Genomic DNA, 23,930 nt, shown 5'->3' with positions numbered 1-23,930 from the left:
TCAACCGGAAATCGCCGCCCAGGCACGTTCCGTGGCGACCGGTTCGTCGGTGGTGATCTGATCCGGCTTCAGCGCCATCAGGGCGGAGAAGCTGCGGGCTTCGGCCTCGTCGAACCCGGCGTCCGGGTTCTTGAGATTGAAGGTCCAGGCATCCACCAGCCTGCCGGCATCGTGGCAGAGGCCGATCAGGTCGAGCCCATCTTTGGCCGCCTGCAGCACCAGCGGCCAGTGCAGATAGATGGTGTCAGGCTCGGTCGGGCCGGCGATATCGGCGCGCAGATCCGTTTCGACGGCCTCGAGGCCCTGGTGGCGATAGATCTCCATGAGCTTGCCGCTCGGGTCGATGCCGCGCTTGAGGCCCGGCAGTCTCTGCTTGATGGCGACGACAAGATCGAGATCGGCGCCGCTGACGATGATCGAGGAGCCGGCATTGCCGAAATGATCGGCGAGATGATCCATGCCGCGTGCGCCGATCGCCTCCATCCCGTCCTTCATGTCGAACTGCAACAGGGCGTCCGGATGCGCTGTTTGAAGCATCGTCGCCAGATCCTCGCTGAGGATCGGCGGATGGCCGCCCTGCAGAAGCGTCAGGCCCTGGATGGTTTCGGGCATAGCATCACGGATGAGGCCGTGGCCGGTGGTTTCGCCTTCGAGCTCCTCGTCGTGCAGCACGACAAAGCCGCCATCGGCGCGGACGCGCAGGTCGAGTTCGGTCGATGCTCCAAGGCGAAAGCCTTCCACCATGACGCGCGCGGAAAACAGCGGGTCCTTGAAGCTGCGGCGCAGGCGATGCCACTTCAGCCGGGTGAAACGGCCCTGATGGGCGATGCCGAGGCCTGAAAATTCTGAAGCCATGAAATTCCGTCTAAGGTGAAGGGCAGCGATTCGATCGACGCCAGACTATTGTTTTGGAGCTGCCTGCCATAGATCGATGACAGAAGTTTCGTGCCGAGCCTCAAAAGCCGAGATTGTGCCCGGCAGGGAACGGCTTGTTATAAAGGTCTGCCGGATAACTATCCGGAAAACACATTTTGTCTCCTGTCACGAAAGGCAGATTTCCATGTCCCATGACGCGAATTGGGCGCCTCTTCCTCCCTATAGCACCGGCCCGCGCGGCCGTTGCCCGCGTTGCGGCCAGGGGCATCTGTTCAACGGGTTCCTGTCGATGCGGCCGGCTTGCGAGGTCTGCGGCCTCGATTATTCCTTCGCTGATCCCGGAGACGGTCCCGCCTTTTTCGTGATGTGCTTCGGCTGCATTCCGAGCATTGCGCTCGCGGTCTGGATCGAGACCAGTTTCCAGCCACCGTTCTGGGTGCATCTGCTGATCTCGCTTCCTTTCCTGCTCCTCACCTGCCTTGCGCCGATGCGGCCGTTGAAGGGCTGGCTGGTCGCGAGCCAGTATTTTTACAAGGCGGGGCCTGGCAAGGTCGACCGGGGGCCATCATCGCCTGTTGACGGCGAGAACGGCGGCTGACCGACGGAAGGACTTCGGGGCTCGCGTTAAAACCGAGCCGGAAGATGAGGAACAATCTTCTCCGCAAACCATTCGGCAGGTGACAGTTCAAGGAGCCTGCAATGTCCGATGCCGATGAAATCGAAATGGAAACGCGCCGAAGGTCGCTCGCGGTCGAGGGAGCGATGCTGATGCTGATTGACGGTCTGGCCGCCCGGGGCACCATCTCGGCAGACGAGGCGGAGGACATGTTGCAAATCCTGTCGAAGAGCTCGGATTTTTCGGCGGCGCGGGCTGCAAGCTCGCTGCGGATCGTCAATCAGCTGAAACGCCTGCGGCGGGGCGACGGAGCAATCACCCCTGGGGCGTGAGCCGAAAGGTGGGGTCGCGTCGTATTTTCTCTTTTTTGATTGTGCATTTTGATTGGGAACAACTCCAGACGAGGCCAGTTGGGGCGATCAGTTCGCGACCTCGACAACAAGGAAGATTTTGATGGCCCAGTATCCCACTCCGCCGTTTCCCGAACAGCAGCAGCCGATGCCGGGCTTTACCGGGCGCATGGATCCGGTTCCGGATCACGGTGAACTCTCCTATCGCGGTTCCGGTCGGCTGGCCGGCAAGAAGGCGGTGATCACCGGCGGCGACAGCGGTATCGGCCGGGCCGTGGCGATCGCATATGCGCGCGAGGGCGCCGATCTCTTGATTTCCTATCTGGATGAACACGAGGATGCCGAGGATACCAAGCGCCTGGTCGAAGAGGCCGGCCGCAAGGCGGTGCTGGTTCCGGGCGATATCAAGACCGCGGCGTATTGCCGGGCGATCATCGAAAAAGCTGTCCAGGAGTTCGGCGGGATCGATATCCTCGTCAACAACGCCGCTCATCAGGCGACGTTTTCCGACATCGGCGACATCAGCGACGAGGAATGGGAACTGACCTTCCAGGTCAACATCCATGCGATGTTCTATCTCACCAAGGCGGCGGTTCCCCACATGAAGCCGGGTAGCGCCATCATCAACACGGCCTCGATCAATTCCGACAGTCCGAGCCCGACGCTGCTCGCCTATGCGACCACCAAGGGCGCGATCCAGAATTTCACGGCAGGCCTCGCACAGCTGCTGGCTGAAAAGGGCATACGTGCGAATGCGGTCGCACCCGGGCCGATCTGGACGCCGCTGATCCCCTCCACCATGCCGGAAGACCGGGTGAAGGAATTCGGCAAGCAGGTGCCGATGAAACGTCCCGGCCAGCCGGCCGAGCTTGCGACGGCCTATGTGATGCTCGCCGATCCGCTCTCCAGTTACGTTTCCGGCACGACGATCGCCGTCACCGGCGGCAAGCCCATCCTGTAGTTAAGTTCTCCTCCCACGAAAACAGCGGCGGCGTGGGCCCACGCCGCCGTTCATGTTTGGCGGGTACATTTTCTCAGGTGCGGCGGCCGACTTCCCGTGCCAGATCCTCAAAACAGAACTTGGTGCCTTGCTCGTTCGCTTCGTTTGCCAGAAGCAGCAGCCGGATCGGAAATGCGATCGCCTTCTGATGGGACGTCGAGACTGCGAGCGGCTTGTCGTCGGCAAGCACGGTGCGTTCGGCCGCCTGCAGGGCGCTCTGAATGTCGGCATGGGAGACGACACCCTTTTCGACCAGAAGCCGGTTGATTGCGGCAACGGCGAGATAGAGGCCTTCGAGCTGCGGATTGGCGGTGTTCATGTCTCTGTCCTTTGCGTGGAAGACGGAACCGAGGTGGCGGCGTTTTCATCGATCAGCCGCGCTCCGCGCTGCTGGGTCAAGTAACGCCAGATCCATTGTACGCTAACCAGCAGGCGTTTTTCAAAATTGACGAGCAGGTAGACGTGGACGAGCGCCCAGAGGAACCAGGCGACCCGACCTTTGAGCGTCCATTTGCCGAAATCGAAGATCGCGGCATCGCGGCCGATGACGGCGGTATTGCCACGGTTGTGGAACCGGAAAGGCTGGGGCGCCTTGCCGTCCAGCAGTCTCGCCCGCAGCGCCTTGCCGAGATATTGCCCCTGCTGCTTGGCGACCTGGGCGAGCGCCGGCAGCGGCTTGCCATCTTCCGCAAGCCCCAGCGCCGTGTCGCCGATCGCAAAGATATCCGGAAAGCCGGTGATGGAGAGGTCCGGTTCGACCGGAATGCGCCCTCCCGCCTTGCCTTCGATGCCGAGCCATCTGGCTGCGGGCGAGGCTTTGACACCCGCACCCCAGATGACGCAGCTGGTGCGGAAACGCTGCGAGCCGGCGATGACCTCGTCCTTGGTGACGGATTCGACGGCCAGATTCGTCATCACCTCGACGCCGGCCTTCTCCAGGGCCTTCAGGGCGTATTGGGTGAGGTTGTCGGGAAAGGTGGCGAGGATCTTCGGGCCGGCCTCGATGAGGATGACCCGCATGTGATCCGGCTCGAGCTTGCGGAAATCGCGGGTGATCATGAAATGGCCGAGCTCGGCGATCGCGCCTGCCATTTCGACGCCGGTCGGACCGCCGCCGATGATAACGCTGGTGAGCAGCGCCTTCTTTTCTTCCGGATCATGGGAAAGCTCGGCCTTCTCGAAGGCGAGCAGCAGTCGCTGGCGGATCAGCCTTGCCTCGTGGATGGTTTTCAAGCCCGGCGCCCAGGCACGCCAGTCGTCATGGCCGAAATAGTTGTAGTCCGAGCCGGTGGCGATGACGAGGCGGTCGTAAGGAACCGACGTGCCGTTATCGAGCATCACGGTCTTGGCTGCGGCATCGACCCCGGTGACTTCCGCCAGCATGACGTTGATGTTCTTGAAGCGCCCCAGCGTGCGGCGGATCGGCTCCGATATGTCGGCGGGAGACAGTGCGGCGGTCGCGACCTGATAGAGCAGCGGCTGAAAAAGATTGTGGTTGCGCCGGTCGATGACGGTCACGTCGATAGGGCTGTTGCCGAGCGCTCCGGCCGTCGCCAGCCCGCCGAAACCGGCGCCGACGATGACGACGCGCGGTGGTTTTGTTTCTCCGCCCGTCATGCCGTTCTGCAAAGTTTCATCGACCATATTGCCCCACCCATTTGGCGGGGCAGGACCCCGCTAGACGTTCGTTCAACCCACGTCAGGCCCGTTTGTTCCGGGCATGTTTTTACCGGAACCTTTTAAGCCTGTCGTCGTTCAATTTCACGACATCAAAAGGAGAAAGTCATGAACAGCATCGTTTGGTTGGTCGGCGCGGTGGTCATCGTCATCGCTGTGCTTAATCTTGTCGGGTTTGCTTGATTTTTCAATGAATCCAATCGGAAGCCTTGCTTCCACCGGTATCCGTGAACCCCAAGCCGAAGAATATTGATAAGGCGCCGTCCCCCAAGGATCGGCGTCTTCGCTTTGTAAAAGGCTGGTTCGAGGTGCGAGCGGATCATTCCGCAAGGAGAAGCGCGAAGGGATGGTCTGCGAACACCAAGTTGACAGCGATGCGATCCTTGGGATCGACGACCTTGCCGGTGCAGACATCGCGATAGCGGCGGTGCCCCAGCCTTTCGGGCAGAGTTATCTCCGTTTCCGCCCAGCGTTCGGACCGAGACGGGGCAAGGCCCGCATGCAGCGCGCTGAACACCAGCCGCGGGGCGATGACGATGAAGGCGTCGTCCATGTCGGCGCGGGCGAAGGCTATGACGTTGTCAGCGCGCTTGCCCGACGCTCCGAGCGGCAGATATTCTCCCCGCCGAAACAAGGTCGGTGCCTCCTGGCGAACGCGCAGCAGGGTGGCGATGACATGCTGTTTCAGCCGGCCGCTCTGCCATTCTCCCTCCTCGGTGGAGGCAAGCTTTTCCCTCTCCGTAAGTCGCTGCTGGAGCCCGCCGAAATCCGGCTCGCGGCGGTTGTCCGGATCGACGAGGCTGAGGTCGAGGCCCTCGCTGCCCTGATAGATGTCGGGTACGCCCGGCGCCGTCAGCTTGATGATCGTCTGAGTGACGCTGTTCACCAGGCCTGCTCGGATGAAGGGGCGCAAGGTATCGGTGAAGTCTGTCAGAAAGGCCTGGTTGCTGGGCGACAGAAGCGTGCGGGCGTACTCCTGGACCGCCTTCTCGTAAATCTCATTTGGAGCGCCCCAATTGGTGCGCAGCTTCGCCTCGCGCAGGGCCTTTTCGACATAGCCGAGGAAACGTGTCTCCAGCGCCTTGAGGCCTGCTGCTTCTTCGGTGTGGAGATCGTTCGGCCAGGCGCCGGCGAGCGCCTGGTAGAGCATCCATTCGACCGCAGGTTCCGGAGCGGGTCCATCGTCCAGCGCGCGGACGGCTTGGCTGTTGATCCTGCGCCAGCGATCCACGGCATCGGCCCAGAGGTCCGGGGCCTCGGTGATTGTATAAAGCCGGGCGCGGGCATCCTCGCCGCGCTTGGTATCGTGTGTCGAGGTGCCAGACAGGGCGTCGGGCTGCCTTTCCAGCCGCGTCTGCATTTCCGCGTGGAAACGATCGAGCGAGAAGGGGCGGGGTAGGGGCTCGGCTCCGACCTCGTTCAGCGCCAGCGCCATGTGCTGCCGGAAGAACAGCGTGTCCTCCACGGATTTCGCCATCAGCGGACCGGTGAGCTGCTGGAAACGGGTGCGGAAGATCGACGCGCTGCTCGCTGCGGCCTGCTCGACATCGCCGATCAGGATGCGTTCCACGAAGGCGAGCGCCGCGTCGTCCGGCGGGTTCGGGCCATTGCGTACCTTGGCCAGAACTTTCGCCAGCATCTCCCGACCTTTTGGCGGCATGCCCTCCTGCGTGCCATAGGTGCGGTAGACCGGGAAGGTGACCAGCAGTTCCCGCAGCGCCGATTTTACCGCAGCCTCGGATAGCGCGGACCTGCGGTCGCCGGTGGGCCGGATCTGCGTGGCGATATTCAGCAGCGTCGAGACCTCGCCGGCGAAATTGTTGTCGGCCATCAGGAGCTTTGCGGCGCGCAGTTCTGCTTGCATGTCGACCGGTTGGCCGGTGATCCTTTCGTAAGCTCTGCGCAGTTCGTTCAGCTTGCGGCCATCGACCAGGGCATCGCTGACGGCTGCAATGAACTCGTAGCCGGTCGTGCCGGACACTGGCCAGTCGGCCGGGATCTGTTCGCCTTCTCCGAGGATCTTTTCGACGGTGATGTAGCAATCCGGCCCGGCCTCGTGCCGCAGGCGGTCGAGATAGCCCTTCGGATCGGCAAGACCGTCGACGTGGTCGACGCGCAGGCCGTCCACCATGCCGTCACGGACGAGTTCGAGGATCAGCCGGTGCGTGTCGTCGAACACTGCGCCATCCTCCACCCGCACGCCGGCAAGCCCGGTAATCTCGAAGAAACGGCGATAGGAGAGTTCGCGCGGTGCGTCCCGCCAGGACGTCAGCCGGTAGGGCTGCTGGTCGTGCAGTCTGGCAATCGCGGCGCGATCAGTGATCTTCAGCACTTCCGTCTCGCGCCCGGCGTAACTCGCCGAGGCCAGCGGATAAAAGGTGTCGTAGTAGGCCAGTGCCGGCTTGCCGGTTTTCGGATCGGCCTTCACGGAAATCTCCTCGGCTTCCAGCACCTTCTCGAACGTGTCGCCGAGGAAGGGCAGTGTCAGACGCCTGGTCCAGTCGATATCGAAATGGCGGGCATATCGGCTGTTCTCGCCATTTTCGACGACATCGCGCCACCAGGGATTTTCAAGCGACGCGGCCATGTGGTTAGGGACGATGTCGAGGATCAGGCCAAAGCCCTCGGCCTTCAACGCCTTCACCATCCGTTCAAAACCATCGCGACCGCCGATTGCCGGGTCGATCTCATTGGCGTCGGTCACATCATAGCCGTGGGTGGAGCCGGTCGTGGCGGTGAAGATGGGCGAGGCGTAAAGGTGGCTGATGCCGAGCCGCTTCAGGTAGCGCACCAGTCCGCTGGCGCGATCGAAGGTCATGCCGTTGCGAAACTGGATGCGATAGGTGGCGGTTGGGATCATCATGCGGCGTCTCCGACGGCTCCGAAACGGACAAGGACGGAGTTTGGGGGCAGGTCCTTCGCCTGTTCCGGCCACGCGAAAATCACCCTGCCGGGCATGTCCGGCAGCGCCTGCGCCTTTTCGCCGAGGTTGAGCGCCATCGAGAGCGTGCCTTTCGGGAAAGCCCAGGAGACCGCGAGGAAGCCCTTGTCCGTGCTCAGCACCTTGCCGGAGCGACCGCCTGCTGAATCGAGCAGAGGCATCACGATGTCCCGCCGCAGCTTCAGCAACGTTCTGGTAGATTCCAGCCAGTCCTTACCGTCCGCCGATTCCAGCCTCTTCCAGTCGAGCCTGCAGGCATCGAAGGTCTTTTTGGCATTGGGGTCGGGGACGGTCTCTCCCTCGTGGCCCGCATGCCCTTCGAACTCCTTGCGGCGGCCATCGCGCACGGCTTTCGCGAGATCGCCATGGAAATCGGTGAAGAACAGGAAGGGATTGGTCTCGCCGTATTCCTCGCCCATGAATAGAAGCGGGATATGCGGCGAGAGGAGAAGCATGGCGAGCAGCGGCTTCACCTTGTCGGGGCCTGCAAGCTCGATCAACCTCTCGCCCTGGGCGCGATTGCCGACCTGGTCGTGGTTCTGGATGAAATCCACGAAGGCGACCGGCGGCTGATCGAGGCTCGATACGCCACGCTTTTTACCGGTCTGCGGCGAGACTTCGCCCTGATAGGCGAAACCTTCCGCCAGTACCCGCGCCACCAGCATTTCCGGCTCCCTGGCGAAGTCCTTGTAATAGGCATGCGTCTCCCCGGTCGCCAGGACATGGACGGCGTTGTGAAGGTCGTCGTTCCATTCGGCGGTGAAGAGCGGCGCCTTGCCGTCCTCGTCGCGGGGGTGCAGGAATGTGACGTTGCGGCTGTCCTCGGTGGTCAGGTGGATGGCACGCTCGGGGATCTCGGCGCGGATGCGTTCGGCGATCTCGATCAGTACATGTTTTTCGGAGGGATCGTTGATCTGGTCGATGGCGTCGAAACGCAATCCGTCAAGATGGAATTCCTCCAGCCAGTAGAGCGCGCATTCGGTGATGTAGCGCCGAACCGGCTCGACGTCATAGGCGATCGCCGCGCCCCAGGGCGTCATCTTTTGCCTGTGGAAGAAGGCGGGTGCCAGAAGCGGCAGATAATTGCCCTCTGGGCCGAAATGGTTGAGCACGATATCGAGAACCACCGTCAGTCCGTGACCATGGGCGGCATCGATGAAGGCCTTGAAATCCTCTGGCGGGCCATAGGCGGCGTGAGGCGCATAGAGAAGTACGCCGTCATAACCCCAGCCTCGATTTCCGCCGAAATGGGCGACGGGCATGACCTCGATCATGGTGATGCCGAGGTCTGCGAGATGGGGCAACTTGTCGATCGCGGCGCGGAAGGTGCCTTCTTCCGTAAAGGTGCCGATATGGATTTCGTAGACGACCGTTTCTTCCCAGGGCCGGCCCTGCCATTCCGGATGCTGCCAGGTGTAGCTGGTCGGGTCGATCACCAGCGACGGGCCGTTGACACTGTCCTTCTGGCCGCGCGAGGCGGGATCGGGCACGACCATGCCATCGGCAAGGACATAGGCATATTCGGCGCCGGGGGCGATGCCGGGGGCGAGCAGCTCGAACCAGCCGTCGTCGCCGCGGCTCATCTCGGTATCTTCTCCGTTCAGCCTCAGCGTCACGGTTTCCTGGCCAGGTGCCCAGAGCCGGAACCGCACCTCGCCGGCGGCGACATATTCGGCGCCCCATGTCTTTGGAAACGCACGAAACTCGGTAACGGCATTCAATTCCGGCATGCTGTCCAGCCCCTGGTTGAGAGAGACCGGCAAACGGCCGAAGAGGCTTCGAGTTCCATTGTGGGGCATAGGCGCAATAAAATTGCGCGCCGGGGTAACAAATAACAAGTTCAAAGGAGTAGTCGCCGGCCCGGTTCGGTCCTAATTTAGCACTCATGCAGGCGGTTTCGGGGAGGAGATCAGTGCATGCTGACTGAGGAGGAAGAGCTGATCCGCTCGACTGCCGCGGAGTTTTCCCGGGAGGTGTTGAAACCCGGAGCTGCTGCGCGCGACAAGTCGCACGCGATCGAGCCGGAAGTTCTGAAACAACTCGGCGAGCTCGGGTTTCTCGGCATGCGAACTGCGGAGGAATGGGGCGGCGTCGGCTGTTCCTATGTCGCCTATGCCTGCGCGCTGATGGAGATCGCCGCCGGCGACGGTGCGGTCTCGACGCTGGTTAGCGTCCACAATTCCCCGGTCTGCTCCCTTCTCGACATGCACGCTTCCGACGACCAGAAGGAACGGTTTCTCAGGCCGCTCGCCGAAGGCCGTCATATCGGCGCCTTCGCGCTGACCGAGGCCGATACCGGCTCGGATGCCGCGGCCATCCGCACCCGCGCCGTGAGAGACGGCAGCGACTATGTCGTCAACGGCTCCAAGATGTTCATCACATCCGGCAAGATCGCCGGCACGGTGATCATCTTTGCCGTAACCGATCCCAGCGCCGGCAAGCGCGGCATTTCCGCCTTCGTCACCTCGACCGATGTGCCTGGATTTTCGATTTCCAAGATCGAGGACAAGCTCGGCCAGAAGGCGTCCGATACTGCCGCGCTGATGTTCGACAACCTGCGCATTCCGGCAAGCCAGCGGATCGGGGCGGAAGGCGCCGGTTTGAAGATCGCGCTGTCGGGGCTGGAGGCGGGCCGGATCGGCATCGCCGCCCAATGCGTCGGCATGGCACAGGCGGCGTTCGATGTGGCGCTGACCTATGCCAAGGAGCGCAAGACCTTCGGGAAGCTGCTGCTCGACCACCAGGCGGTCGCTTTCCGGCTGGCGGATGCGAAGACCCAGATCGAGGCGGCGCGGCAACTCGTACTGCATGCCGCGCGGCTGAAGGATCGCGGCGCGCCGTGTCTCGACGAAGCCTGCATGGCGAAACTGTTCGCCTCCGAGATGGCTGAAAAGGTCTGTTCCGCGGCGATCCAGACGCTCGGCGGCTACGGCTACATTTCCGATTTCCCGGTCGAGCGGATCTATCGCGATGTCCGCGTCTGCCAGATCTACGAGGGCACATCCGACATCCAGAAGATCATTATCGCCCGCGGCCTGGCGAACTGAGGAGGATGGGATGCGGATCGAAAGCGGAAATTTTCTGGTGACCGGTGCCGCTTCCGGCCTTGGGCTCGCGACAGCTAAAATGCTTGTCGAAGCTGGCGCTTGCGTGGCTTTGCTCGACCTTGATGAGGCCGGCGGTCAGGCGAGAGCCGAGGAACTCGGCAAGGGCACGATCTTCGTGAAGACCGATGTGCGCAGCGGCGAGGCGGTCGAAAACGCGGTTGCCAAGGCGGAGGCCGCCAACGGACCGATCCGGGGTGCCGTCTGCTGCGCCGGCATCGCGCCGTCGGAAAAGGTGCTCGGCAGAGAAGGCGTCCATGCACTCGAAAGTTTTACTCGCGCGCTGGAGATCAACACGATCGGCACGTTCAACGTGATCCGGCTGGCGGCGCAGGCGATCGCGAGGAGCGAACCGAACAAGGAGGGCGAGCGCGGCGTGCTGGTGGCCACCGCCTCGGTCGCCGCCTTTGACGGGCAGATCGGCCAGGCCGCGTATTCCGCCTCCAAGGCGGCGGTGGCCGGCATGACCCTGCCGATCGCTCGCGAGCTGGCCCGCGACGGCATCCGCATGATGACGATCGCGCCCGGCATTTTCGAAACGCCGATGATGGCCGGATTTTCTGACGAGGTGCGTGCCTCGCTCGGCAGATCGGTGCCGTTTCCGCCGCGGCTCGGCCGGCCGGCGGAATTTGCGCGGCTGGTGCGCGACATTATCGAAAACCCGATGCTGAACGGCGAAGTGATCCGTCTCGACGGAGCGCTCAGGATGGCGCCGCGTTGAACGACTGATTTGATCGGTTCTTTGGGAGGAGAAACGAATGACGGATGGACAGAGACTGAGCCTGCATGTGCCCGAGCCGGAAGTGCGGCCGGGCGGCAAGCCGGATTTTTCCAATGTGCCGATCCCGAAGGCCGGTTCGGTACGGCGGCCGGAGGTGGACGTCGATCCGAAGGAGATCCGCGATCTCGCTTATTCGATCATTCGCGTGCTCGACCGCGAGGGCGAGGCGGTCGGTCCCTGGGCAGGGTCGCTGACCGACGAAGAGCTGATGGAGGGCCTCAAGCACATGATGCTGCTGCGCGTCTTCGACAGCCGCATGCTGATGGCGCAGCGGCAGGGCAAGACGTCCTTCTACATGCAGCATCTCGGCGAGGAGGCGGTCTCCTGCGCCTTCCGTAAGGCGCTTCTCCCGGGCGACATGAACTTTCCGACCTATCGCCAAGCAGGCCTGCTGATTGCCGGCGGTTATCCGATGGTCGAGATGATGAACCAGATCTATTCCAATGACGCCGATCCCCTGAAGGGGCGGCAGCTGCCGATCATGTATTCGTCGAAGGAGTTCGGCTTCTTCACGATCTCGGGCAATCTCGCCACGCAATATGTGCAGGCCGTCGGCTGGGCCATGGCGTCGGCAATCAAGAACGATACCAAGATCGCCGCTGCCTGGATCGGGGATGGATCGACGGCCGAGTCGGATTTCCATTCGGCGCTGGTCTTTGCTTCCACCTACCGGGCGCCTGTTGTCCTCAATGTCGTCAACAACCAGTGGGCGATCTCGACCTTTCAGGGCGTGGCGCGCGGCGGATCGGGCACCTTTGCCGCCCGCGGCCTCGGCTACGGGCTGCCGTCGCTGCGCGTCGACGGCAACGACTATCTCGCCGTGCACGCGGTCGCCAAGTGGGCGGCGGAGCGGGCGCGGCGCAATATCGGGCCGACTCTGGTCGAATACGTCACCTATCGCGTCGGCGCCCATTCCACCTCCGACGATCCTTCCGCCTATCGCCCGAAGGAGGAGTCCGAAGCCTGGCCGCTCGGCGATCCGGTCATCCGGCTGAAGAACCACCTGATCCGCATCGGCACCTGGAGCGAGGAACGTCATCGCCAGATGGAAGCCGAAATCCGCGACACGGTCGTCGCTGCCCAGAAGGAGGCGGAGCGCCACGGCACGCTCCATTCCGGCGGCCGGCCGTCGATGCGGGATATGTTCGAAGGTGTTTATGCCGAGATGCCCCCGCATCTGAAGCGGCAGCGGCAGCAGGCGGGGGTGTAGGGGATGATGATGAGCGGGCTGTGTTTGTTATTCGCGTCTTCGATCTTCGGTGGATGGGGAGATGAGCGGCGCTTCTTGCCGATCTCCCCCCTTGAGGGGGAGATGCCCGGCAGGGCAGAGGGGGGTATTGTCTCGGCACCTCATGAATCGTCCGCTCTGCCGCACCGCCGCCACCCCCCTCTGTCACCTTCGGTGACATCTCCCCCTCAAGGGGGGAGATCATTGGGAGTTTGCCGCAGCGTCGGCGTGCCCCCTTCGCCCCGTTTACGGGGAGAAGGTGCCCGGAGGGCGGATGAGGGGCATATCGGCAGCACCAACCTCTCCGCGGAGGCCCGCCCATGCCGCGCATGACAATGATCGAGGCGATCCGCAGCGCCATGGATGTTTCCATGGAGCGCGACGACGATGTGGTCGTGTTCGGCGAGGATGTCGGTTATTTCGGCGGCGTCTTCCGTGGCACCCAAGGCCTGCAGCAGAAATACGGCAAGACGCGCTGCTTCGATGCGCCGATCAACGAATCCGGCATCGTCGGCGTGGCGATCGGCATGGCGGCCTACGGGCTGAAACCCTGCGTCGAGATCCAGTTCGCCGATTACATGTATCCGGCCTACGACCAACTCACCCAGGAAGCGGCGCGGCTGCGCTATCGCTCCAACGGCGATTTCACCTGCGGCATCACCGTGCGGATGCCGACCGGCGGCGGCATCTTTGGGGGGCAGACGCACAGCCAGAGCCCGGAGGCGCTGTTTACTCACGTCTGCGGGCTGCAGGTGGTAGTGCCGTCCAACCCCTATGACGCCAAGGGCCTGCTGATCGCATCGATCGAGAACCCCGACCCGGTGATCTTCCTCGAACCGAAGCGGCTCTATAACGGCCCGTTCGACGGCCATCACGATCGGCCGGTAACCTCCTGGGCCGGCCATCCGCTCGGGGAGGTGCCGGCAGAGCACTATGTCGTGCCGCTTGGCAAGGCGGTGGTGCGGCGGCCGGGTTCGGCGGTGACCGTGCTCGCCTATGGCACGATGGTGCATGTGGCGGAAGCGACGGCCGAGGAGACCGGTATCGACGCCGAGGTGATCGACCTGCGCACCTTGATGCCGCTCGACCTCGATACCATTGTCGCTTCGGTGAAGAAGACCGGTCGCTGCATGGTGGTGCACGAGGCGACGCTCACATCCGGCTTTGGCGCGGAACTGGCGGCACTGGTGCAGGAGCATTGCTTCTACAACCTCGAGGCCCCGGTCACCCGGGTTGCCGGCTGGGACACGCCTTATCCGCATGCGCAGGAATGGGATTATTTTCCAGGCCCGGCCCGCGTCGGCCGGGCGCTGCGCGACATGATGGAGGCCTGAGACATGGCGGAAAAACTCATCAAGCTGCCGGATGTCGGCGAAGGCGTCGCGGAAGCGGAACTGGTCGAATGGCACGTCAATGTCGGCGATCTGGTCCGCGAAGACATGGTGCTGGCGGCCGTGATGACCGGCAAGGCGACCGTCGAAATCCCGTCGCCCGTGGAAGGCGAGGTGACCTTCCGGCACGGCGAGATCGGCGACATCATTGCAACCGGCACCGTCATCCTCAAGATCAGGACCGTGGGCGAGGCCGTCGACGGTGAGGAGGAGCCGGAGATCGAGCTTCCGCTGGTCCAGCCGGAGGCTTTGTCAGTCGAACCGCAGAAGAAGTCCGAGCCGGTAGTGGAAAGGCCGAAGCCTGCTGAGGTTATTCCTCAGAAGCCAGCCGCATCATCTGTTCCGAGGAATGTCGGAGCCCCCCGTGCCGAGGGAGAAAAGCCGCTGGCGCCGCCGGCCGTCCGCCTTCGGGCGAAGGAGGTGGGCATCGACCTTCGGCAGGTGCCGGGCACCGGCCCGGCCGGCCGCATTACCCATGAGGATCTGGATCTGTTCCTCGACAGCCAGGGCGGCGGCGGAGGTGTCGCTGCCGGGCTGCAGCCGAACAAGGCGGTCCAGGAGGTCAAGGTGGTTGGCCTGCGCCGCCGCATCGCTGAAAAGATGGCGCTGTCGAAATCCCGCATCCCCCACATCACCTATGTGGAAGAGGTCGACATGACCGCGCTGGAAGAGCTGCGGACCCGCATGAACGGCACCCAGAAGCCCGGTCGGCCGAAACTCACCATCCTGCCCTTCCTGATGCGGGCGATGGTCAAGGCGATCGCCGAACAGCCGGGCATCAATGCGCTTTACGACGACGAGGCCGGCATCATCCGCCAATATGGCGGCGTGCATATCGGCATCGCGGCGCAGACGCCCTCGGGCCTCGTCGTTCCGGTTGTCAGGCACGCCGAGGCGCGCGACATCTTCGACTGCGCCCGGGAAGTGGCACGCTTAAGCGAAGCGGCCAAGAACGGTACCGCGCTGCGCGAGGAACTGTCCGGTTCGACGATCACCATCAGTTCGCTCGGCGCGATGGGCGGCATCGTCTCGACGCCGGTCATCAACCATCCGGAAGTGGCGATCATCGGCGTCAACAAGCTCGCCGTCCGGCCGCATTGGGACGGGACGCAATTCGTGCCGCGCAAGATGATGAACCTGTCCTCCAGCTTCGATCACCGGGTGATCGACGGCTGGGATGCCGCGAGTTTCGTGCAACGCCTGAAGGCGCTGATGGAAACGCCGGCGCTTATTTTCGTCGAGGAGTGAGGTGGAACAAGAACAATGAAAGAGATCACCTGCAAGCTCCTCGTCATCGGGGCCGGTCCGGGGGGCTATGTCTGCGCCATCCGGGCCGGCCAGCTGGGGGTCGACACCGTCATCGTCGAAATGGCGAAGCCGGGCGGCACCTGCCTCAATATCGGCTGTATTCCATCCAAGGCGATCATCCATGCGGCCGACGATTTTGCGAAGACCGTCGCGATGGCGGCCGGCAAAAATGCGATGGGCATCCGCACCGACAACCCGGTTATCGATCTTGCCAAAACCATGGCCTGGAAGGACGGCATTACCGGCCGGCTGACGCTGGGCGTTGCCGGTCTTCTGAAGAAAGCCGGCGTCAAGATCGTCGTCGGGCGGGCGAAATTCCGGGATGGCAAGACGGTCGCGGTGGAAACCGAGACGGGCGAGCAGGTCATCCGCGCCGAAAATATCGTCATCGCCACCGGTTCTGCGCCGGTCGAATTGCCGATGCTGCCGTTCGGGGGCAAGGTCATTTCCTCGACCGGCGCGCTGTCCCTGACCGAGGTGCCGGAGAGGCTTGCGGTGGTCGGCGCCGGGTATATCGGCCTCGAACTTGGGCTGGCGTTTGCGAAGCTCGGAGCGAAGGTGACGATCGTCGAAGCGCTCGACCGCATCCTGCCGCTCTACGATACGCAGCTTACCCAGCCGGTCGCCAAGCGGCTCGCGGCTTTAGGCGTCGAGGTTTTGCTCGGCACCAAGGTCAAGGGCATTTCCTCGAACGGAGAGGCGCTGCTGGCGGAGACCGGCTCCGGCGAGGAGAAACGCATCGCGGCCGACAAGATCCTTGTCACGGTTGGCCGCAAGCCGGTGACCGAAGGTTGGGGCCGCGAGGAGCTGGAACTCGATATGGACGGCCGGTTCCTGAAGGTCGACGAGCAGTGCCGCACGTCGATGCGCGGCATCTATGCGGTCGGCGACGTCACCGGCGAGCCGATGCTGGCGCACCGGGCAATGGCGCAGGGCGAGATGGTGGCGGAGATTGTCTCCGGCAAGCGCCGTTCCTGGGACAAGCGGGCCATCCCCGCCGTCTGCTTCACCGATCCGGAAATCGTCTCCGTGGGCCTATCGCCGAACGAGGCGAAGGCGCAGGGCCGCGAGATCAAGGTCGGTCAGTTTCCGTTCGCCGCCAACGGACGCGCGATGACGCTATCGGCAGAGGAAGGGTTTGTCCGCATCGTGGCGCGGGCCGACAACCACCTTGTGCTCGGCATCCAGGCGGTCGGGGCGGGGATTTCAGAATTGTCTGCGGCGTTCGGGTTGGCGATCGAGATGGGGGCGCGGCTGGAGGATATTGCGGGGACGATTTATGCGCATCCGACGCAGTCGGAGGCGTTTGCCGAGGCGGCGCTGAAGGCGCTGGGACATGCACTGCATGTGTGAGCATATCGGTAGCAAATCGCCGTGGACGCGTGGATCGCCGCAGCGTATTCCTGTGTTGAACGGGAGGCGATGATGAAGAAACTATTTGCGATATGCTTTTCATGCTTGCTTGTGCCGGCGGCGGCGCTTGCCGAAACGCGTTGCGGCTGGCTGGTCAATCCGACGCCGCGCAACTGGACGCTGATCGATGCCCAGAATGAATGGCTAATCATGCTTCAGGGCGGCTACGAAGCCAAAGGCATGGACAAAATCAAGGACATGGCTGAAGGCGAGCATGTGACCATAAACTACAGCCATGGCTACGCCTGCTTTTGCATGAACGTTTCGACTGGCAAGGACGAAATCGTCCGGGAGATTTACTCCACCCGCCAGCTACCCCTTTCAAAATGCCGACGCGATCCGGCACTCAGCGAGCCTCGATGAACAATTAGGCCTCCCGCCCGGTGTCCTGTCAAGAGGAGTTTGGTCGCGATAGTGGCCTAAAGCTCGAGCAGCGCATACGGTTTGCCGGTCGGCTTCTCGATATGCGAGGCGACATTGTAGACGGGGGCGCCGCCGGGCGTCTTGCCCTCGTAAGTGCCTCGATGGGCATGGCCGTGGACCACTGCAGAGACTGGAAAACGGTCGATGGTTTCCGCAAGGCGCGACGAGCCGAGAAACGGATAAATCTCCTCCGGCTCACCGATCACGGTCTCGCGGATCGGCGCGTAGTGCAGAATGACCATGGCCCGTTCCGAGCGAACCTGGCGCAACGCGTTTTCGAGCCGCATGGTTTCCTCGACGCTTTCGGTGACCATGGCCTTAATGGCAGGCTCGCCGAACGAGCCGAGCATGTGGCGGCCGAAACCGCCGGCGAAACCCTTGGCGCCTGCAAAGCCGACGCCATTGATCTCGACGGCCTGGCCTTCCAGCAGGTGGATGCCGGCATCCTTCAGGATATGGGTGACCTCCTCGACGCAGCCGCATTCGTAATCATGATTGCCGAGCACGCCGACGATCGGGATCGAGCAGGAGCGCAGATCGGCGGCCAGTATTTCCGCCTCCTTCGGTTTGCCGAGATCGGTCAGGTCGCCGGTCAGTACCAGGATATCGGCAGCCTGCGAGATTTCGCTGAACAACTCCCTGTAGGACGCCGAACCGTGCTCCTTGATGTGCAGGTCGCCCATCGCTGCGATCCGCTGCTTGCCGTTCGCCTTCTTCGTCGATGCCTTGTCGCTGTCAGCCTTTTTTGTTTCCGTCTGGACGGTGACGCTCTTCGCGTCGGTTGCTTTGCTCACGCTAAGCCTCCTTCGGCCATTTCCTCTTCGACGCCGTCGCGAAGGTCGCCTTCGCCGCCGACGTCTGCAAAACCCCATTCCTTGACGTCGATCTCGAAATCCACCCGGCTGAACATGCGACCGCGGCAGATCTTCATCTGCGGCAGCGGCAGTTCGCGCTGCGCCTTCAGGCGGTCGAGCAGTTCGTCCAGAAGCCAGTCGGGCACCTTGTCGCGCTCGGTCGGGTAGATCCAGCGGAAGTTCAGGAGGTGGATCAGCAGCACTTCCCAATGCACTTCCATATGGCTCAGCAGCCGTTCCCAATCGATCTGGTCATGAGCGCGCAGGATCATATGGACGATGTCGCCGCCGTCATAGCGGTGGCGGAGCTGCACGAAACATTTCGACCAGATGAGTTCGGTCGGCGCGATGATGCGCACCTTGTGGCCGTTCATCTCGATCTGGCGGGCGTTTTCAAACCACGCGTCGCTGATCGGCATCGTGCCGTTCGAGGCGGCGAAGATGACGTCGAAGAAGTGCCGGCCCTTCTTCACCTTGCCGAGCCAGCGGTCGTCCTCGACCTCGATATGATAACCCTTGTCCTTGAAATGGGCGAGGATGCGGGCGTAGTCGCCGGCCTTGCAGAAGATGTCGAGATCCTTCGTCTGACGGGTGATGCCCGTATAGGCACTGATGGCGAACGTGCCGGCCAGCAGGAACGGGATATGGCACTTGGCCAGATCCTCGACCGCCTCGGCGACAAAGGCTTCGGAATCCGCGTCGGCAAGCGTCGGCGCAGCCTTCACCTCCATTCCCGGCATGGTGTCGACCGGATGGGTAGCCTTCTCCCTCGGCAGGTTCTGCGCGGCATTCGCTTCAGCATTCATTACGGATCTCCGAAATGTGGCTTCGCGCAGAGGAACACCCGGGCATGCCCGGAGGTTCCGTTTTCGGTCATTTTGCGACTGTCGTGACGCTTCAGCGTTCGGGATTATCGGCATTCGCCATAGGGCTGGCGCGGCCGTCCGGCTGGTCGCCGTCTTCGCGCCCGTCCCGGTCCTCAAGATCGCTCTCGACCAGATAGGCGTCGCTGCCGCCGAGCCTTGCGGCTTCCTTCAGCGCTTCCGGGTTGGTGGTGTCCAGTTGTTCGTCGTCCAATTGCTCCTGGAGCGCATCATTGGTCTTGTTGTCGTCGGCTGGGGTCTTGCCGCTGTCGGCAGCTGGGCGTTTGGCGTCCATGGCGATGGTTCCTTTCTCTGATGTCGAGCCATTCCAGACATCCATCCGGGCTCATCTCTCAACCGTTGGCAACGCAACAGGTTCCGCCGGTGGCCTAGGCGGGAACCAAAGCCGCGGCTGACTGTTGATTAAGCGTGCAAACTTCAGGAGGCAGACATGCCAGCGAAATCCAAAGCACAGCAGAAGGCAGCCGGCGCAGCGCTTGCGGCCAAACGCGGCGATATGAAGAAGAGCGAACTCAAGGGCGCTTCGAAGGGCATGGAGAAATCCATGAGCGAAAAGCAGCTTGAAGATTTCGCCTCGACCAAGCGCAAGGGCAAGCCCGACCACGCCGCCCATCACTGACGAGATACCCGATTTGCCGAGACGCCAGATCGGGCTGCCGGTCCGAGACCGGAACTTCGCGGAAAGACGGACGTTCTTTGGGACGTTCGTCTTTTCGTGGAGGAGGAAAAGTCATGCCGTCTGAAACCATACCGCCTGAAGAACTCGACAAGACGCTGACCGCCCTGCCGCTGAGGATCGGCGTCTATATTCCGGACGACCTGATGGAAGACTGGTTTGCGCCTGGAACGGGCATGAACCCCGTGAGCGAGGCAGCCTTGAAGGCGGCGGAAGCCTACGGCCGCCGCTTCGAATGCGAGTTCAAATATTATCCGGAGCGGATGGAAGGCGTTTTCTGGAAATGGGTGCCGGCTCTCTAGCGCGTCTTTCAAGTCTCGATGAGCAAGCCTCGATGAGGCTGGAAAAGTCGATGAGGCGCGCCGCGCCGCTAAGGATCGCTCTTCTCTGCCTTGGCCAAGCAATCGGTCCGCCTATGGCGCGGCGGCGCCTCATTCAATGACAATCACCTCAAGGGCGGTACGGGCTGAAACGATGGTAACGCAGCCGCCAGCCTGCTTCGCAAGGCCTGCCATGACGCTGCAAATGCACGAGAAAAGGAAAGGTTCCGCTGAAAAGTGATTCGAACAGTTATTTTTCGCCCGAATCACCAAAACTCACGGAACGGCCACTGCTCAGGCGTAGCTGTCGCGCAGTGCTTCGAACTTCTGAAGCTGCTCGGCGATCAGTTCGCGTGCGGCATCCCGCTTCACGAAGACCTTGAACATCGCCGAACCCTTGGCATTCATGAACCAGACCGAGCAGGAGCGACGGCCGTGGAAGGCACGATCGACGAAGGTCACGGCGGCGCAGTTATCCTTCTTGATGTGACCGCCGATCGGGCTGTCGCCGTGGATGTTGAACCATCCATGGCCTTCCGAACCCATCGGCAGGGTGCCTTCGGCCTCCAGCACGATGTCTTCGGTATGGACGATGAACAGGACTTCGCCCCAGGTGCTCATCTCGGCCCAGATGTCGGCGAACCTCTCCTTGTCGGCGATGATCGCCGCGCCTTTCGGCAGGATTTCGAGGATCTCGGCGGGCGTCACGTCGGCATTGGCGGCGATCGCCTCGACGACGCCGTCGGGCTTCTCCGCCAGAGCGGTGAGAGCCCGTTGGCGACGGTCCGGGCTGATTTCGGAAACGGCGTTCATCAGGACCTCAGGCAGCAGCGTCGGCGCGCACGCCGTTCTTGTCTTCGTGGATGATCACTTCGAAACCTTCGAAATGCGGACCGGAAAGATATTCCACCTTGCCGCGGTTGTTGCCGGCATTCGCGTGCGCCGCGCGGAACTGTTCCGACTTCGTCCAGGCCTGGAAGTCCTCGAAGGTTTCCCACACGGTATGGGATGCATAAAGGGTGTGATCCTCCGCCTTCGGGCCCTTGAGCATGTGGAACTCCACGTAACCGGGCAGCTCCGCGAGGCGGCCCTGGCGGCCGCGCCAGATGGCTTCGAACGCCTCTTCATAACCCGGCACGACGCGGAATCGGTTCATGGCGATGTACATGGATAGTCCCTCACTTAAAGTTTCACTTTCGGCTCAAGATATCTGCGGCCGGTCCCCTTGAAAAGCCTAAAAAACTTGCGTAGTCAACTCAAGTTATATCCGCCGGCCAGGCGGACCCGAGGCATATTGCGCCTCGATTTGAGCAGACAAGGAGCAGGGTATCATGGGGTCTTCCTTCACCTTGAGGGGGCTTTTCACAGCCGTCCTCCTGGGCACCGGTCTCGTCGCGGGCGTCGCGGCTGCATCCGACAAGGGCAATCTGGAGGCCAAGCGGATCGTTTCCATCGGCGGCACGATCACCGAGATTCTCTATGCGCTTGGCGCCGAGGACCGGATCGTAGCACGGGACTCGACGAGCTTCTATCCGGATGCGGCCAACTCCAAGCCGGATGTCGGTTACATGCGCGCCTTGTCTGCGGAAGGCATTCTCGGCCAGAAGCCGGATCTGATCCTGATGGAGCAGGATTCCGGCCCGCCGCCGGTCATCGAAATTCTCAAAGCCAGCGAAGTGCCGATGGTGGTCATCCCGACACCGCCGAAGGCGGATGCGATCGGCAGGAAGATCCGCGACGTGGGAGCGGCAGTCGGGCTTTCCGACAAGGCCGAGGCGCTTGCCGTGAAGACGGAAGAGGGGCTGAAGAAACTTGCAGCCGACGTCGCCCAGATTCCCGGTCCGAAAAAGAAGGTCCTGTTCGTGCTGTCGCTCACCAATAACCGCGTCATGGCCGGCGGTGCCGATACGGAAGCGGGTGCGGTGATCGAAATGGCCGGCGGTATCAATGCCGCGCCGACGATCAACGGCTACAAGCCGCTCGCCGACGAAGCCGTGATCGCGGCCAAGCCGGATGTCGTGCTCGCCATGTCGCGCGGCGATCACGTCATGACGCCGGAACAGGTTTTTGCGATGCCGTCGATGCAGACGACGCCGGCTGCCGCCAACAAGGCGCTGGTCACCATGGACGGCCTGCTGCTGCTCGGTTTCGGCCCGCGCACCCCGGACGCTGCCCGCGCGCTCGCCGCCCGGATCTATCCCGGGGCGATCAACTGATGATGAAGGCGCTGGCGATGCCGTTCCGGCCGGCGGAGGATGGAGACCGGACCCGCCAGGGCGTCGTCATGCTTCTTCTCCTGGCGGTTATGCTGTTTGCCGCGTGCCTGCTTTCGCTCGGTATCGGCCCGACCGGCGTCGGCCTGCGCGATCTCTGGACCTATGCGACCGGTAACAGCGCCAGCCTGTCTACACAGGAACGGGTGATCCTCGAAGCGGTCCGCCTGCCGCGCACCGCGCTCGGCCTGCTGGTCGGCGCCGGGCTTGCCGTCTCCGGCGCGATGATGCAGGGCCTGTTCCGCAATCCGCTTGCCGATCCCGGCATCGTCGGGGTGACTTCTGGCGCGGGACTTGCCGCGGTTGCGGCGATCGTGCTCGGCAACGGCATTCTGGCGCCGGTCGCCATGCTGCTCGGCAACCAGTTCCTGCCGCTGATGGCCTTCTTCGGCGGTCTCTTCAACACTTGGGCGCTCTATCTCATCGCCACCCGCGACGGGCGGACGTCGACGACGGCTCTGATCCTGTCCGGCATTGCGATCGGTGCGCTTTCGGCAGCGCTGATGGGCCTGATGATCGTCATGGCCGACGACCGGCAGCTGCGCGACATCACTTTCTGGAGCCTCGGTTCGCTCGGCGGCGCGACGTTCGGCCGGGTGTTGTCCATTCTGCCTTTCATCGGCGCGGTGATGCTCATCATGCCCTTCGTGGCGCGCGGGCTCGACGCACTGGTGCTCGGCGATGCGGCCGCCTTCCACATGGGAATACCGGTGCAGCGGCTGAAGAAGATCGTCATCGTCGCGGTCGCCGCCGCCTGCGGCTCGACCGTTGCGGTTGCCGGGTCGATCGGTTTCGTCGGCATTGTCGTGCCGCATCTGCTGCGCCTCGTCATGGGGCCGTCGCATCGCTTCCTGCTGCCGGGTTCGGCGCTCGGCGGCGGCGCGCTCCTGCTTCTGGCCGATGCCGTTGCCCGCACGGTGGCTGCTCCGGCGGAACTGCCGATTGGCGTCATCACCGCCCTGTTCGGCGCGCCGGTCTTCCTCTTCCTGTTGCTGGGTAAAAACGGCGTCAACATGAGGGACATGCCATGATTTCCGCCGAGCACGTCACCGTCGCCCGCTCGGGCCGTAAACTGCTCGACAATGTCGGCATCGATCTCGAGCCGGGCCGATTCACCGTCGTCATAGGCCCGAACGGCGCCGGAAAATCGACGCTTATGAAGGTGATCTCCGGCGAGATGAAACCCGATATCGGCTTCGTCAGCTATCACGGCACCAGCGTCGATCTCTGCCAGCCGGTCGAGCTTGCCAAGCGCCGGGCGGTGCTGCCGCAGGCGACGCAGCTTGCATTTCCGTTCACAGCGCTCGAAATCGTCCGCATGGGCGCGGTGGCGCAAGGGGCGCTCAATCCGACCGAGCAGGCGCGCCTGGCCTTGTCTCGCGTGGGGCTGCGCGGTTTCGAAAGCCGGCCCTATCCGTCGCTGTCGGGTGGCGAGCAGCAGCGGGTGCAGTTCGCGCGCGCCCTTGCGCAGGTGCCGCAGCCGATCACTGACGGCGTGCCGCGGGCGCTGTTCCTCGACGAGCCGACCGCCAGCCTTGACCTCGGGCACCAGATCTCGGTGCTGGAAATCGCCCGCGACTTCGCCAATGCCGGCGGCATCGTGCTCGCCATCCTGCACGACCTCAACCTGGCTGCCGAGTTCGCCGACCATCTCGTGGTGCTGAACCACGGCCGGGTGGTGGCGGAAGGCGCCTGCGCGGAAACGGTGAACGACGAGATCATCGCCAGCGTCTATGGAATAACCGGTGCCGTCGGCCGCCTGCCGGCTGCCCACATCCCCTACGTATTGCCGCAGTCGCGACACCGCTGACGATT

25 protein-coding genes are annotated in these 23,930 nt (G+C 62.9%); 15 read left to right on the top strand and 10 right to left on the bottom strand.

Annotated elements, in window-relative coordinates; genetic code table 11:
• Complete coding sequence (locus ACZ9IU_RS16655; RefSeq protein ID WP_038544732.1) at nucleotides 1-855, bottom strand: glycerophosphodiester phosphodiesterase; 855 nt, start codon at nucleotides 853-855, stop codon at nucleotides 1-3.
• A gap of 205 nt (nucleotides 856-1,060) precedes the next feature.
• Between ACZ9IU_RS16655 and ACZ9IU_RS16650 the strand changes: the two genes are divergently transcribed.
• The 3 genes from ACZ9IU_RS16650 to ACZ9IU_RS16640 all read left to right on the top strand — a co-directional run bounded on the left by ACZ9IU_RS16650 (nucleotide 1,061) and on the right by ACZ9IU_RS16640 (nucleotide 2,803).
• Complete coding sequence (locus ACZ9IU_RS16650) at nucleotides 1,061-1,474, top strand: DUF983 domain-containing protein (RefSeq protein ID WP_038544730.1); 414 nt, start codon at nucleotides 1,061-1,063, stop codon at nucleotides 1,472-1,474.
• 101 nt (nucleotides 1,475-1,575) lie between these two features.
• The gene (locus tag ACZ9IU_RS16645) at nucleotides 1,576-1,824 is read left to right on the top strand and encodes a hypothetical protein (RefSeq protein WP_038544728.1); all 249 of its coding nucleotides are present in this window, start codon (nucleotides 1,576-1,578) and stop codon (nucleotides 1,822-1,824) included.
• Between the two features lie 121 nt (nucleotides 1,825-1,945).
• Nucleotides 1,946-2,803, top strand: coding sequence for an SDR family oxidoreductase (locus ACZ9IU_RS16640; protein WP_038544727.1), 858 nt, complete (start codon nucleotides 1,946-1,948; stop codon nucleotides 2,801-2,803).
• A 73-nt stretch (nucleotides 2,804-2,876) separates the two neighbouring features.
• Here the strand turns inward: ACZ9IU_RS16640 and ACZ9IU_RS16635 are convergent, their stop codons facing one another.
• The 4 genes from ACZ9IU_RS16635 to treZ all read right to left on the bottom strand — a co-directional run bounded on the left by ACZ9IU_RS16635 (nucleotide 2,877) and on the right by treZ (nucleotide 9,190).
• Nucleotides 2,877-3,161, bottom strand: a complete 285-nt coding sequence (locus tag ACZ9IU_RS16635; RefSeq protein ID WP_038544725.1) for a hypothetical protein — start codon at nucleotides 3,159-3,161, stop codon at nucleotides 2,877-2,879.
• Nucleotides 3,158-4,486 carry an NAD(P)/FAD-dependent oxidoreductase gene (locus ACZ9IU_RS16630; protein WP_080719194.1) on the bottom strand — a complete coding sequence of 443 codons (1,329 nt, stop codon included), beginning with the start codon at nucleotides 4,484-4,486 and terminating at the stop codon, nucleotides 3,158-3,160. The genes ACZ9IU_RS16635 and ACZ9IU_RS16630 overlap by 4 nt, the downstream gene beginning before the upstream one ends.
• 352 nt (nucleotides 4,487-4,838) lie before the next feature.
• Nucleotides 4,839-7,382, bottom strand: coding sequence for a malto-oligosyltrehalose synthase (treY, locus tag ACZ9IU_RS16625; RefSeq protein ID WP_038544721.1), 2,544 nt, complete (start codon nucleotides 7,380-7,382; stop codon nucleotides 4,839-4,841).
• Nucleotides 7,379-9,190, bottom strand: coding sequence for a malto-oligosyltrehalose trehalohydrolase (gene treZ / locus ACZ9IU_RS16620; protein ID WP_038549550.1), 1,812 nt, complete (start codon nucleotides 9,188-9,190; stop codon nucleotides 7,379-7,381). The genes treY and treZ overlap by 4 nt, the downstream gene beginning before the upstream one ends.
• Nucleotides 9,191-9,376: 186 nt before the next feature.
• On the opposite strand from treZ, the gene ACZ9IU_RS16615 reads away from it, so the two are divergent.
• The 7 genes from ACZ9IU_RS16615 (at nucleotide 9,377) to ACZ9IU_RS16585 (ending at nucleotide 17,048) form a co-directional block, all read left to right on the top strand.
• Nucleotides 9,377-10,507: an acyl-CoA dehydrogenase family protein gene (locus tag ACZ9IU_RS16615; protein ID WP_038544719.1), complete on the top strand. Its 1,131-nt coding sequence runs from the start codon at nucleotides 9,377-9,379 to the stop codon at nucleotides 10,505-10,507.
• Nucleotides 10,508-10,517: 10 nt separating this feature from the next.
• Nucleotides 10,518-11,285 (top strand): 3-hydroxyacyl-CoA dehydrogenase, encoded by a 768-nt coding sequence (locus ACZ9IU_RS16610; protein WP_038544718.1) that lies wholly within the window; start codon nucleotides 10,518-10,520, stop codon nucleotides 11,283-11,285.
• 37 nt (nucleotides 11,286-11,322) lie between these two features.
• Nucleotides 11,323-12,555: a 3-methyl-2-oxobutanoate dehydrogenase (2-methylpropanoyl-transferring) subunit alpha gene (locus tag ACZ9IU_RS16605; protein ID WP_038544716.1), complete on the top strand. Its 1,233-nt coding sequence runs from the start codon at nucleotides 11,323-11,325 to the stop codon at nucleotides 12,553-12,555.
• A gap of 338 nt (nucleotides 12,556-12,893) precedes the next feature.
• Nucleotides 12,894-13,907, top strand: a complete 1,014-nt coding sequence (locus ACZ9IU_RS16600) for an alpha-ketoacid dehydrogenase subunit beta (protein ID WP_038544714.1) — start codon at nucleotides 12,894-12,896, stop codon at nucleotides 13,905-13,907.
• 3 nt (nucleotides 13,908-13,910) lie between these two features.
• Nucleotides 13,911-15,212, top strand: a complete 1,302-nt coding sequence (locus ACZ9IU_RS16595) for a dihydrolipoamide acetyltransferase family protein (protein ID WP_038544711.1) — start codon at nucleotides 13,911-13,913, stop codon at nucleotides 15,210-15,212.
• A 15-nt stretch (nucleotides 15,213-15,227) separates the two neighbouring features.
• Nucleotides 15,228-16,625 (top strand): dihydrolipoyl dehydrogenase, encoded by a 1,398-nt coding sequence (gene lpdA, locus ACZ9IU_RS16590; RefSeq protein ID WP_038544709.1) that lies wholly within the window; start codon nucleotides 15,228-15,230, stop codon nucleotides 16,623-16,625.
• 72 nt (nucleotides 16,626-16,697) lie between these two features.
• Complete coding sequence (locus ACZ9IU_RS16585) at nucleotides 16,698-17,048, top strand: DUF4087 domain-containing protein (protein WP_038544707.1); 351 nt, start codon at nucleotides 16,698-16,700, stop codon at nucleotides 17,046-17,048.
• A 56-nt stretch (nucleotides 17,049-17,104) separates the two neighbouring features.
• On the opposite strand, the gene ACZ9IU_RS16580 is transcribed toward ACZ9IU_RS16585, so the two are convergent.
• The 3 genes from ACZ9IU_RS16580 to ACZ9IU_RS16570 all read right to left on the bottom strand — a co-directional run bounded on the left by ACZ9IU_RS16580 (nucleotide 17,105) and on the right by ACZ9IU_RS16570 (nucleotide 19,120).
• Nucleotides 17,105-17,791, bottom strand: a complete 687-nt coding sequence (locus ACZ9IU_RS16580) for a metallophosphoesterase family protein (protein ID WP_038549548.1) — start codon at nucleotides 17,789-17,791, stop codon at nucleotides 17,105-17,107.
• A 107-nt stretch (nucleotides 17,792-17,898) separates the two neighbouring features.
• Complete coding sequence (locus ACZ9IU_RS16575) at nucleotides 17,899-18,693, bottom strand: nucleotidyltransferase family protein (protein ID WP_038549547.1); 795 nt, start codon at nucleotides 18,691-18,693, stop codon at nucleotides 17,899-17,901.
• 166 nt (nucleotides 18,694-18,859) lie between these two features.
• Nucleotides 18,860-19,120: a hypothetical protein gene (locus ACZ9IU_RS16570; RefSeq protein WP_157885160.1), complete on the bottom strand. Its 261-nt coding sequence runs from the start codon at nucleotides 19,118-19,120 to the stop codon at nucleotides 18,860-18,862.
• 156 nt (nucleotides 19,121-19,276) lie between these two features.
• Between ACZ9IU_RS16570 and ACZ9IU_RS16565 the strand changes: the two genes are divergently transcribed.
• A complete protein-coding gene (locus ACZ9IU_RS16565; RefSeq protein WP_038544703.1) occupies nucleotides 19,277-19,465 on the top strand; it encodes a DUF3008 family protein in 189 nt (62 codons plus the stop codon).
• 113 nt (nucleotides 19,466-19,578) lie between these two features.
• The gene (locus ACZ9IU_RS16560; RefSeq protein WP_038544702.1) at nucleotides 19,579-19,824 is read left to right on the top strand and encodes a hypothetical protein; all 246 of its coding nucleotides are present in this window, start codon (nucleotides 19,579-19,581) and stop codon (nucleotides 19,822-19,824) included.
• Between the two features lie 312 nt (nucleotides 19,825-20,136).
• Here ACZ9IU_RS16560 and hutX read toward each other — a convergent pair whose 3' ends face one another.
• Nucleotides 20,137-20,655, bottom strand: coding sequence for a heme utilization cystosolic carrier protein HutX (gene hutX, locus ACZ9IU_RS16555; RefSeq protein WP_038544700.1), 519 nt, complete (start codon nucleotides 20,653-20,655; stop codon nucleotides 20,137-20,139).
• A 7-nt stretch (nucleotides 20,656-20,662) separates the two neighbouring features.
• On the bottom strand, nucleotides 20,663-21,010 hold the full coding sequence (gene hmuQ / locus ACZ9IU_RS16550; protein WP_037076909.1) for a heme-degrading protein HmuQ: 348 nt from the start codon (nucleotides 21,008-21,010) through the stop codon (nucleotides 20,663-20,665).
• A gap of 163 nt (nucleotides 21,011-21,173) precedes the next feature.
• Here hmuQ and ACZ9IU_RS16545 point away from each other — a divergent pair, with 163 nt between their 5' ends.
• Genes ACZ9IU_RS16545 through ACZ9IU_RS16535 form a run of 3 tightly spaced genes read left to right on the top strand, consistent with a single transcriptional unit; the run spans nucleotide 21,174 to nucleotide 23,925 of the window.
• On the top strand, nucleotides 21,174-22,058 hold the full coding sequence (locus ACZ9IU_RS16545) for a heme/hemin ABC transporter substrate-binding protein (RefSeq protein ID WP_038544698.1): 885 nt from the start codon (nucleotides 21,174-21,176) through the stop codon (nucleotides 22,056-22,058).
• Nucleotides 22,058-23,146: a FecCD family ABC transporter permease gene (locus tag ACZ9IU_RS16540; protein WP_051899791.1), complete on the top strand. Its 1,089-nt coding sequence runs from the start codon at nucleotides 22,058-22,060 to the stop codon at nucleotides 23,144-23,146. Before ACZ9IU_RS16545 ends, ACZ9IU_RS16540 begins: the two co-directional genes overlap by 1 nt.
• On the top strand, nucleotides 23,143-23,925 hold the full coding sequence (locus ACZ9IU_RS16535) for a heme ABC transporter ATP-binding protein (protein WP_038544696.1): 783 nt from the start codon (nucleotides 23,143-23,145) through the stop codon (nucleotides 23,923-23,925). The genes ACZ9IU_RS16540 and ACZ9IU_RS16535 overlap by 4 nt, the downstream gene beginning before the upstream one ends.
• Nucleotides 23,926-23,930: the final 5 nt, after the last annotated feature.

It is taken from the genome of Mesorhizobium sp. USDA 4132 (assembly GCF_056279545.1).
Note: the sequence above shows the minus strand (reverse complement) of the source record. Positions and strands in the feature narration are given on the sequence as shown.

What these genes read in the sequence shown, in the direction of transcription:
- treY (WP_038544721.1), bottom strand. Translation starts at nt 7,382, where the DNA reads ATGATGATCCCAACCGCCACCTATCGCATCCAGTTTCGCAACGGCATG.
- ACZ9IU_RS16565 (WP_038544703.1), top strand. Translation starts at nt 19,277, where the DNA reads ATGCCAGCGAAATCCAAAGCACAGCAGAAGGCAGCCGGCGCAGCGCTT.
- lpdA (WP_038544709.1), top strand. Translation starts at nt 15,228, where the DNA reads ATGAAAGAGATCACCTGCAAGCTCCTCGTCATCGGGGCCGGTCCGGGG.
- ACZ9IU_RS16630 (WP_080719194.1), bottom strand. Translation starts at nt 4,486, where the DNA reads ATGGTCGATGAAACTTTGCAGAACGGCATGACGGGCGGAGAAACAAAA.
- treZ (WP_038549550.1), bottom strand. Translation starts at nt 9,190, where the DNA reads ATGCCGGAATTGAATGCCGTTACCGAGTTTCGTGCGTTTCCAAAGACA.
- hmuQ (WP_037076909.1), bottom strand. Translation starts at nt 21,010, where the DNA reads ATGTACATCGCCATGAACCGATTCCGCGTCGTGCCGGGTTATGAAGAG.
- ACZ9IU_RS16600 (WP_038544714.1), top strand. Translation starts at nt 12,894, where the DNA reads ATGCCGCGCATGACAATGATCGAGGCGATCCGCAGCGCCATGGATGTT.
- ACZ9IU_RS16570 (WP_157885160.1), bottom strand. Translation starts at nt 19,120, where the DNA reads ATGGACGCCAAACGCCCAGCTGCCGACAGCGGCAAGACCCCAGCCGAC.
- ACZ9IU_RS16610 (WP_038544718.1), top strand. Translation starts at nt 10,518, where the DNA reads ATGCGGATCGAAAGCGGAAATTTTCTGGTGACCGGTGCCGCTTCCGGC.
- ACZ9IU_RS16585 (WP_038544707.1), top strand. Translation starts at nt 16,698, where the DNA reads ATGAAGAAACTATTTGCGATATGCTTTTCATGCTTGCTTGTGCCGGCG.
- ACZ9IU_RS16595 (WP_038544711.1), top strand. Translation starts at nt 13,911, where the DNA reads ATGGCGGAAAAACTCATCAAGCTGCCGGATGTCGGCGAAGGCGTCGCG.
- ACZ9IU_RS16635 (WP_038544725.1), bottom strand. Translation starts at nt 3,161, where the DNA reads ATGAACACCGCCAATCCGCAGCTCGAAGGCCTCTATCTCGCCGTTGCC.
- ACZ9IU_RS16540 (WP_051899791.1), top strand. Translation starts at nt 22,058, where the DNA reads ATGATGAAGGCGCTGGCGATGCCGTTCCGGCCGGCGGAGGATGGAGAC.
- ACZ9IU_RS16645 (WP_038544728.1), top strand. Translation starts at nt 1,576, where the DNA reads ATGTCCGATGCCGATGAAATCGAAATGGAAACGCGCCGAAGGTCGCTC.
- ACZ9IU_RS16650 (WP_038544730.1), top strand. Translation starts at nt 1,061, where the DNA reads ATGTCCCATGACGCGAATTGGGCGCCTCTTCCTCCCTATAGCACCGGC.
- ACZ9IU_RS16545 (WP_038544698.1), top strand. Translation starts at nt 21,174, where the DNA reads ATGGGGTCTTCCTTCACCTTGAGGGGGCTTTTCACAGCCGTCCTCCTG.
- ACZ9IU_RS16575 (WP_038549547.1), bottom strand. Translation starts at nt 18,693, where the DNA reads ATGGAGGTGAAGGCTGCGCCGACGCTTGCCGACGCGGATTCCGAAGCC.
- ACZ9IU_RS16605 (WP_038544716.1), top strand. Translation starts at nt 11,323, where the DNA reads ATGACGGATGGACAGAGACTGAGCCTGCATGTGCCCGAGCCGGAAGTG.
- ACZ9IU_RS16615 (WP_038544719.1), top strand. Translation starts at nt 9,377, where the DNA reads ATGCTGACTGAGGAGGAAGAGCTGATCCGCTCGACTGCCGCGGAGTTT.
- ACZ9IU_RS16655 (WP_038544732.1), bottom strand. Translation starts at nt 855, where the DNA reads ATGGCTTCAGAATTTTCAGGCCTCGGCATCGCCCATCAGGGCCGTTTC.
- ACZ9IU_RS16560 (WP_038544702.1), top strand. Translation starts at nt 19,579, where the DNA reads ATGCCGTCTGAAACCATACCGCCTGAAGAACTCGACAAGACGCTGACC.
- ACZ9IU_RS16580 (WP_038549548.1), bottom strand. Translation starts at nt 17,791, where the DNA reads ATGGGCGACCTGCACATCAAGGAGCACGGTTCGGCGTCCTACAGGGAG.
- hutX (WP_038544700.1), bottom strand. Translation starts at nt 20,655, where the DNA reads ATGAACGCCGTTTCCGAAATCAGCCCGGACCGTCGCCAACGGGCTCTC.
- ACZ9IU_RS16535 (WP_038544696.1), top strand. Translation starts at nt 23,143, where the DNA reads ATGATTTCCGCCGAGCACGTCACCGTCGCCCGCTCGGGCCGTAAACTG.
- ACZ9IU_RS16640 (WP_038544727.1), top strand. Translation starts at nt 1,946, where the DNA reads ATGGCCCAGTATCCCACTCCGCCGTTTCCCGAACAGCAGCAGCCGATG.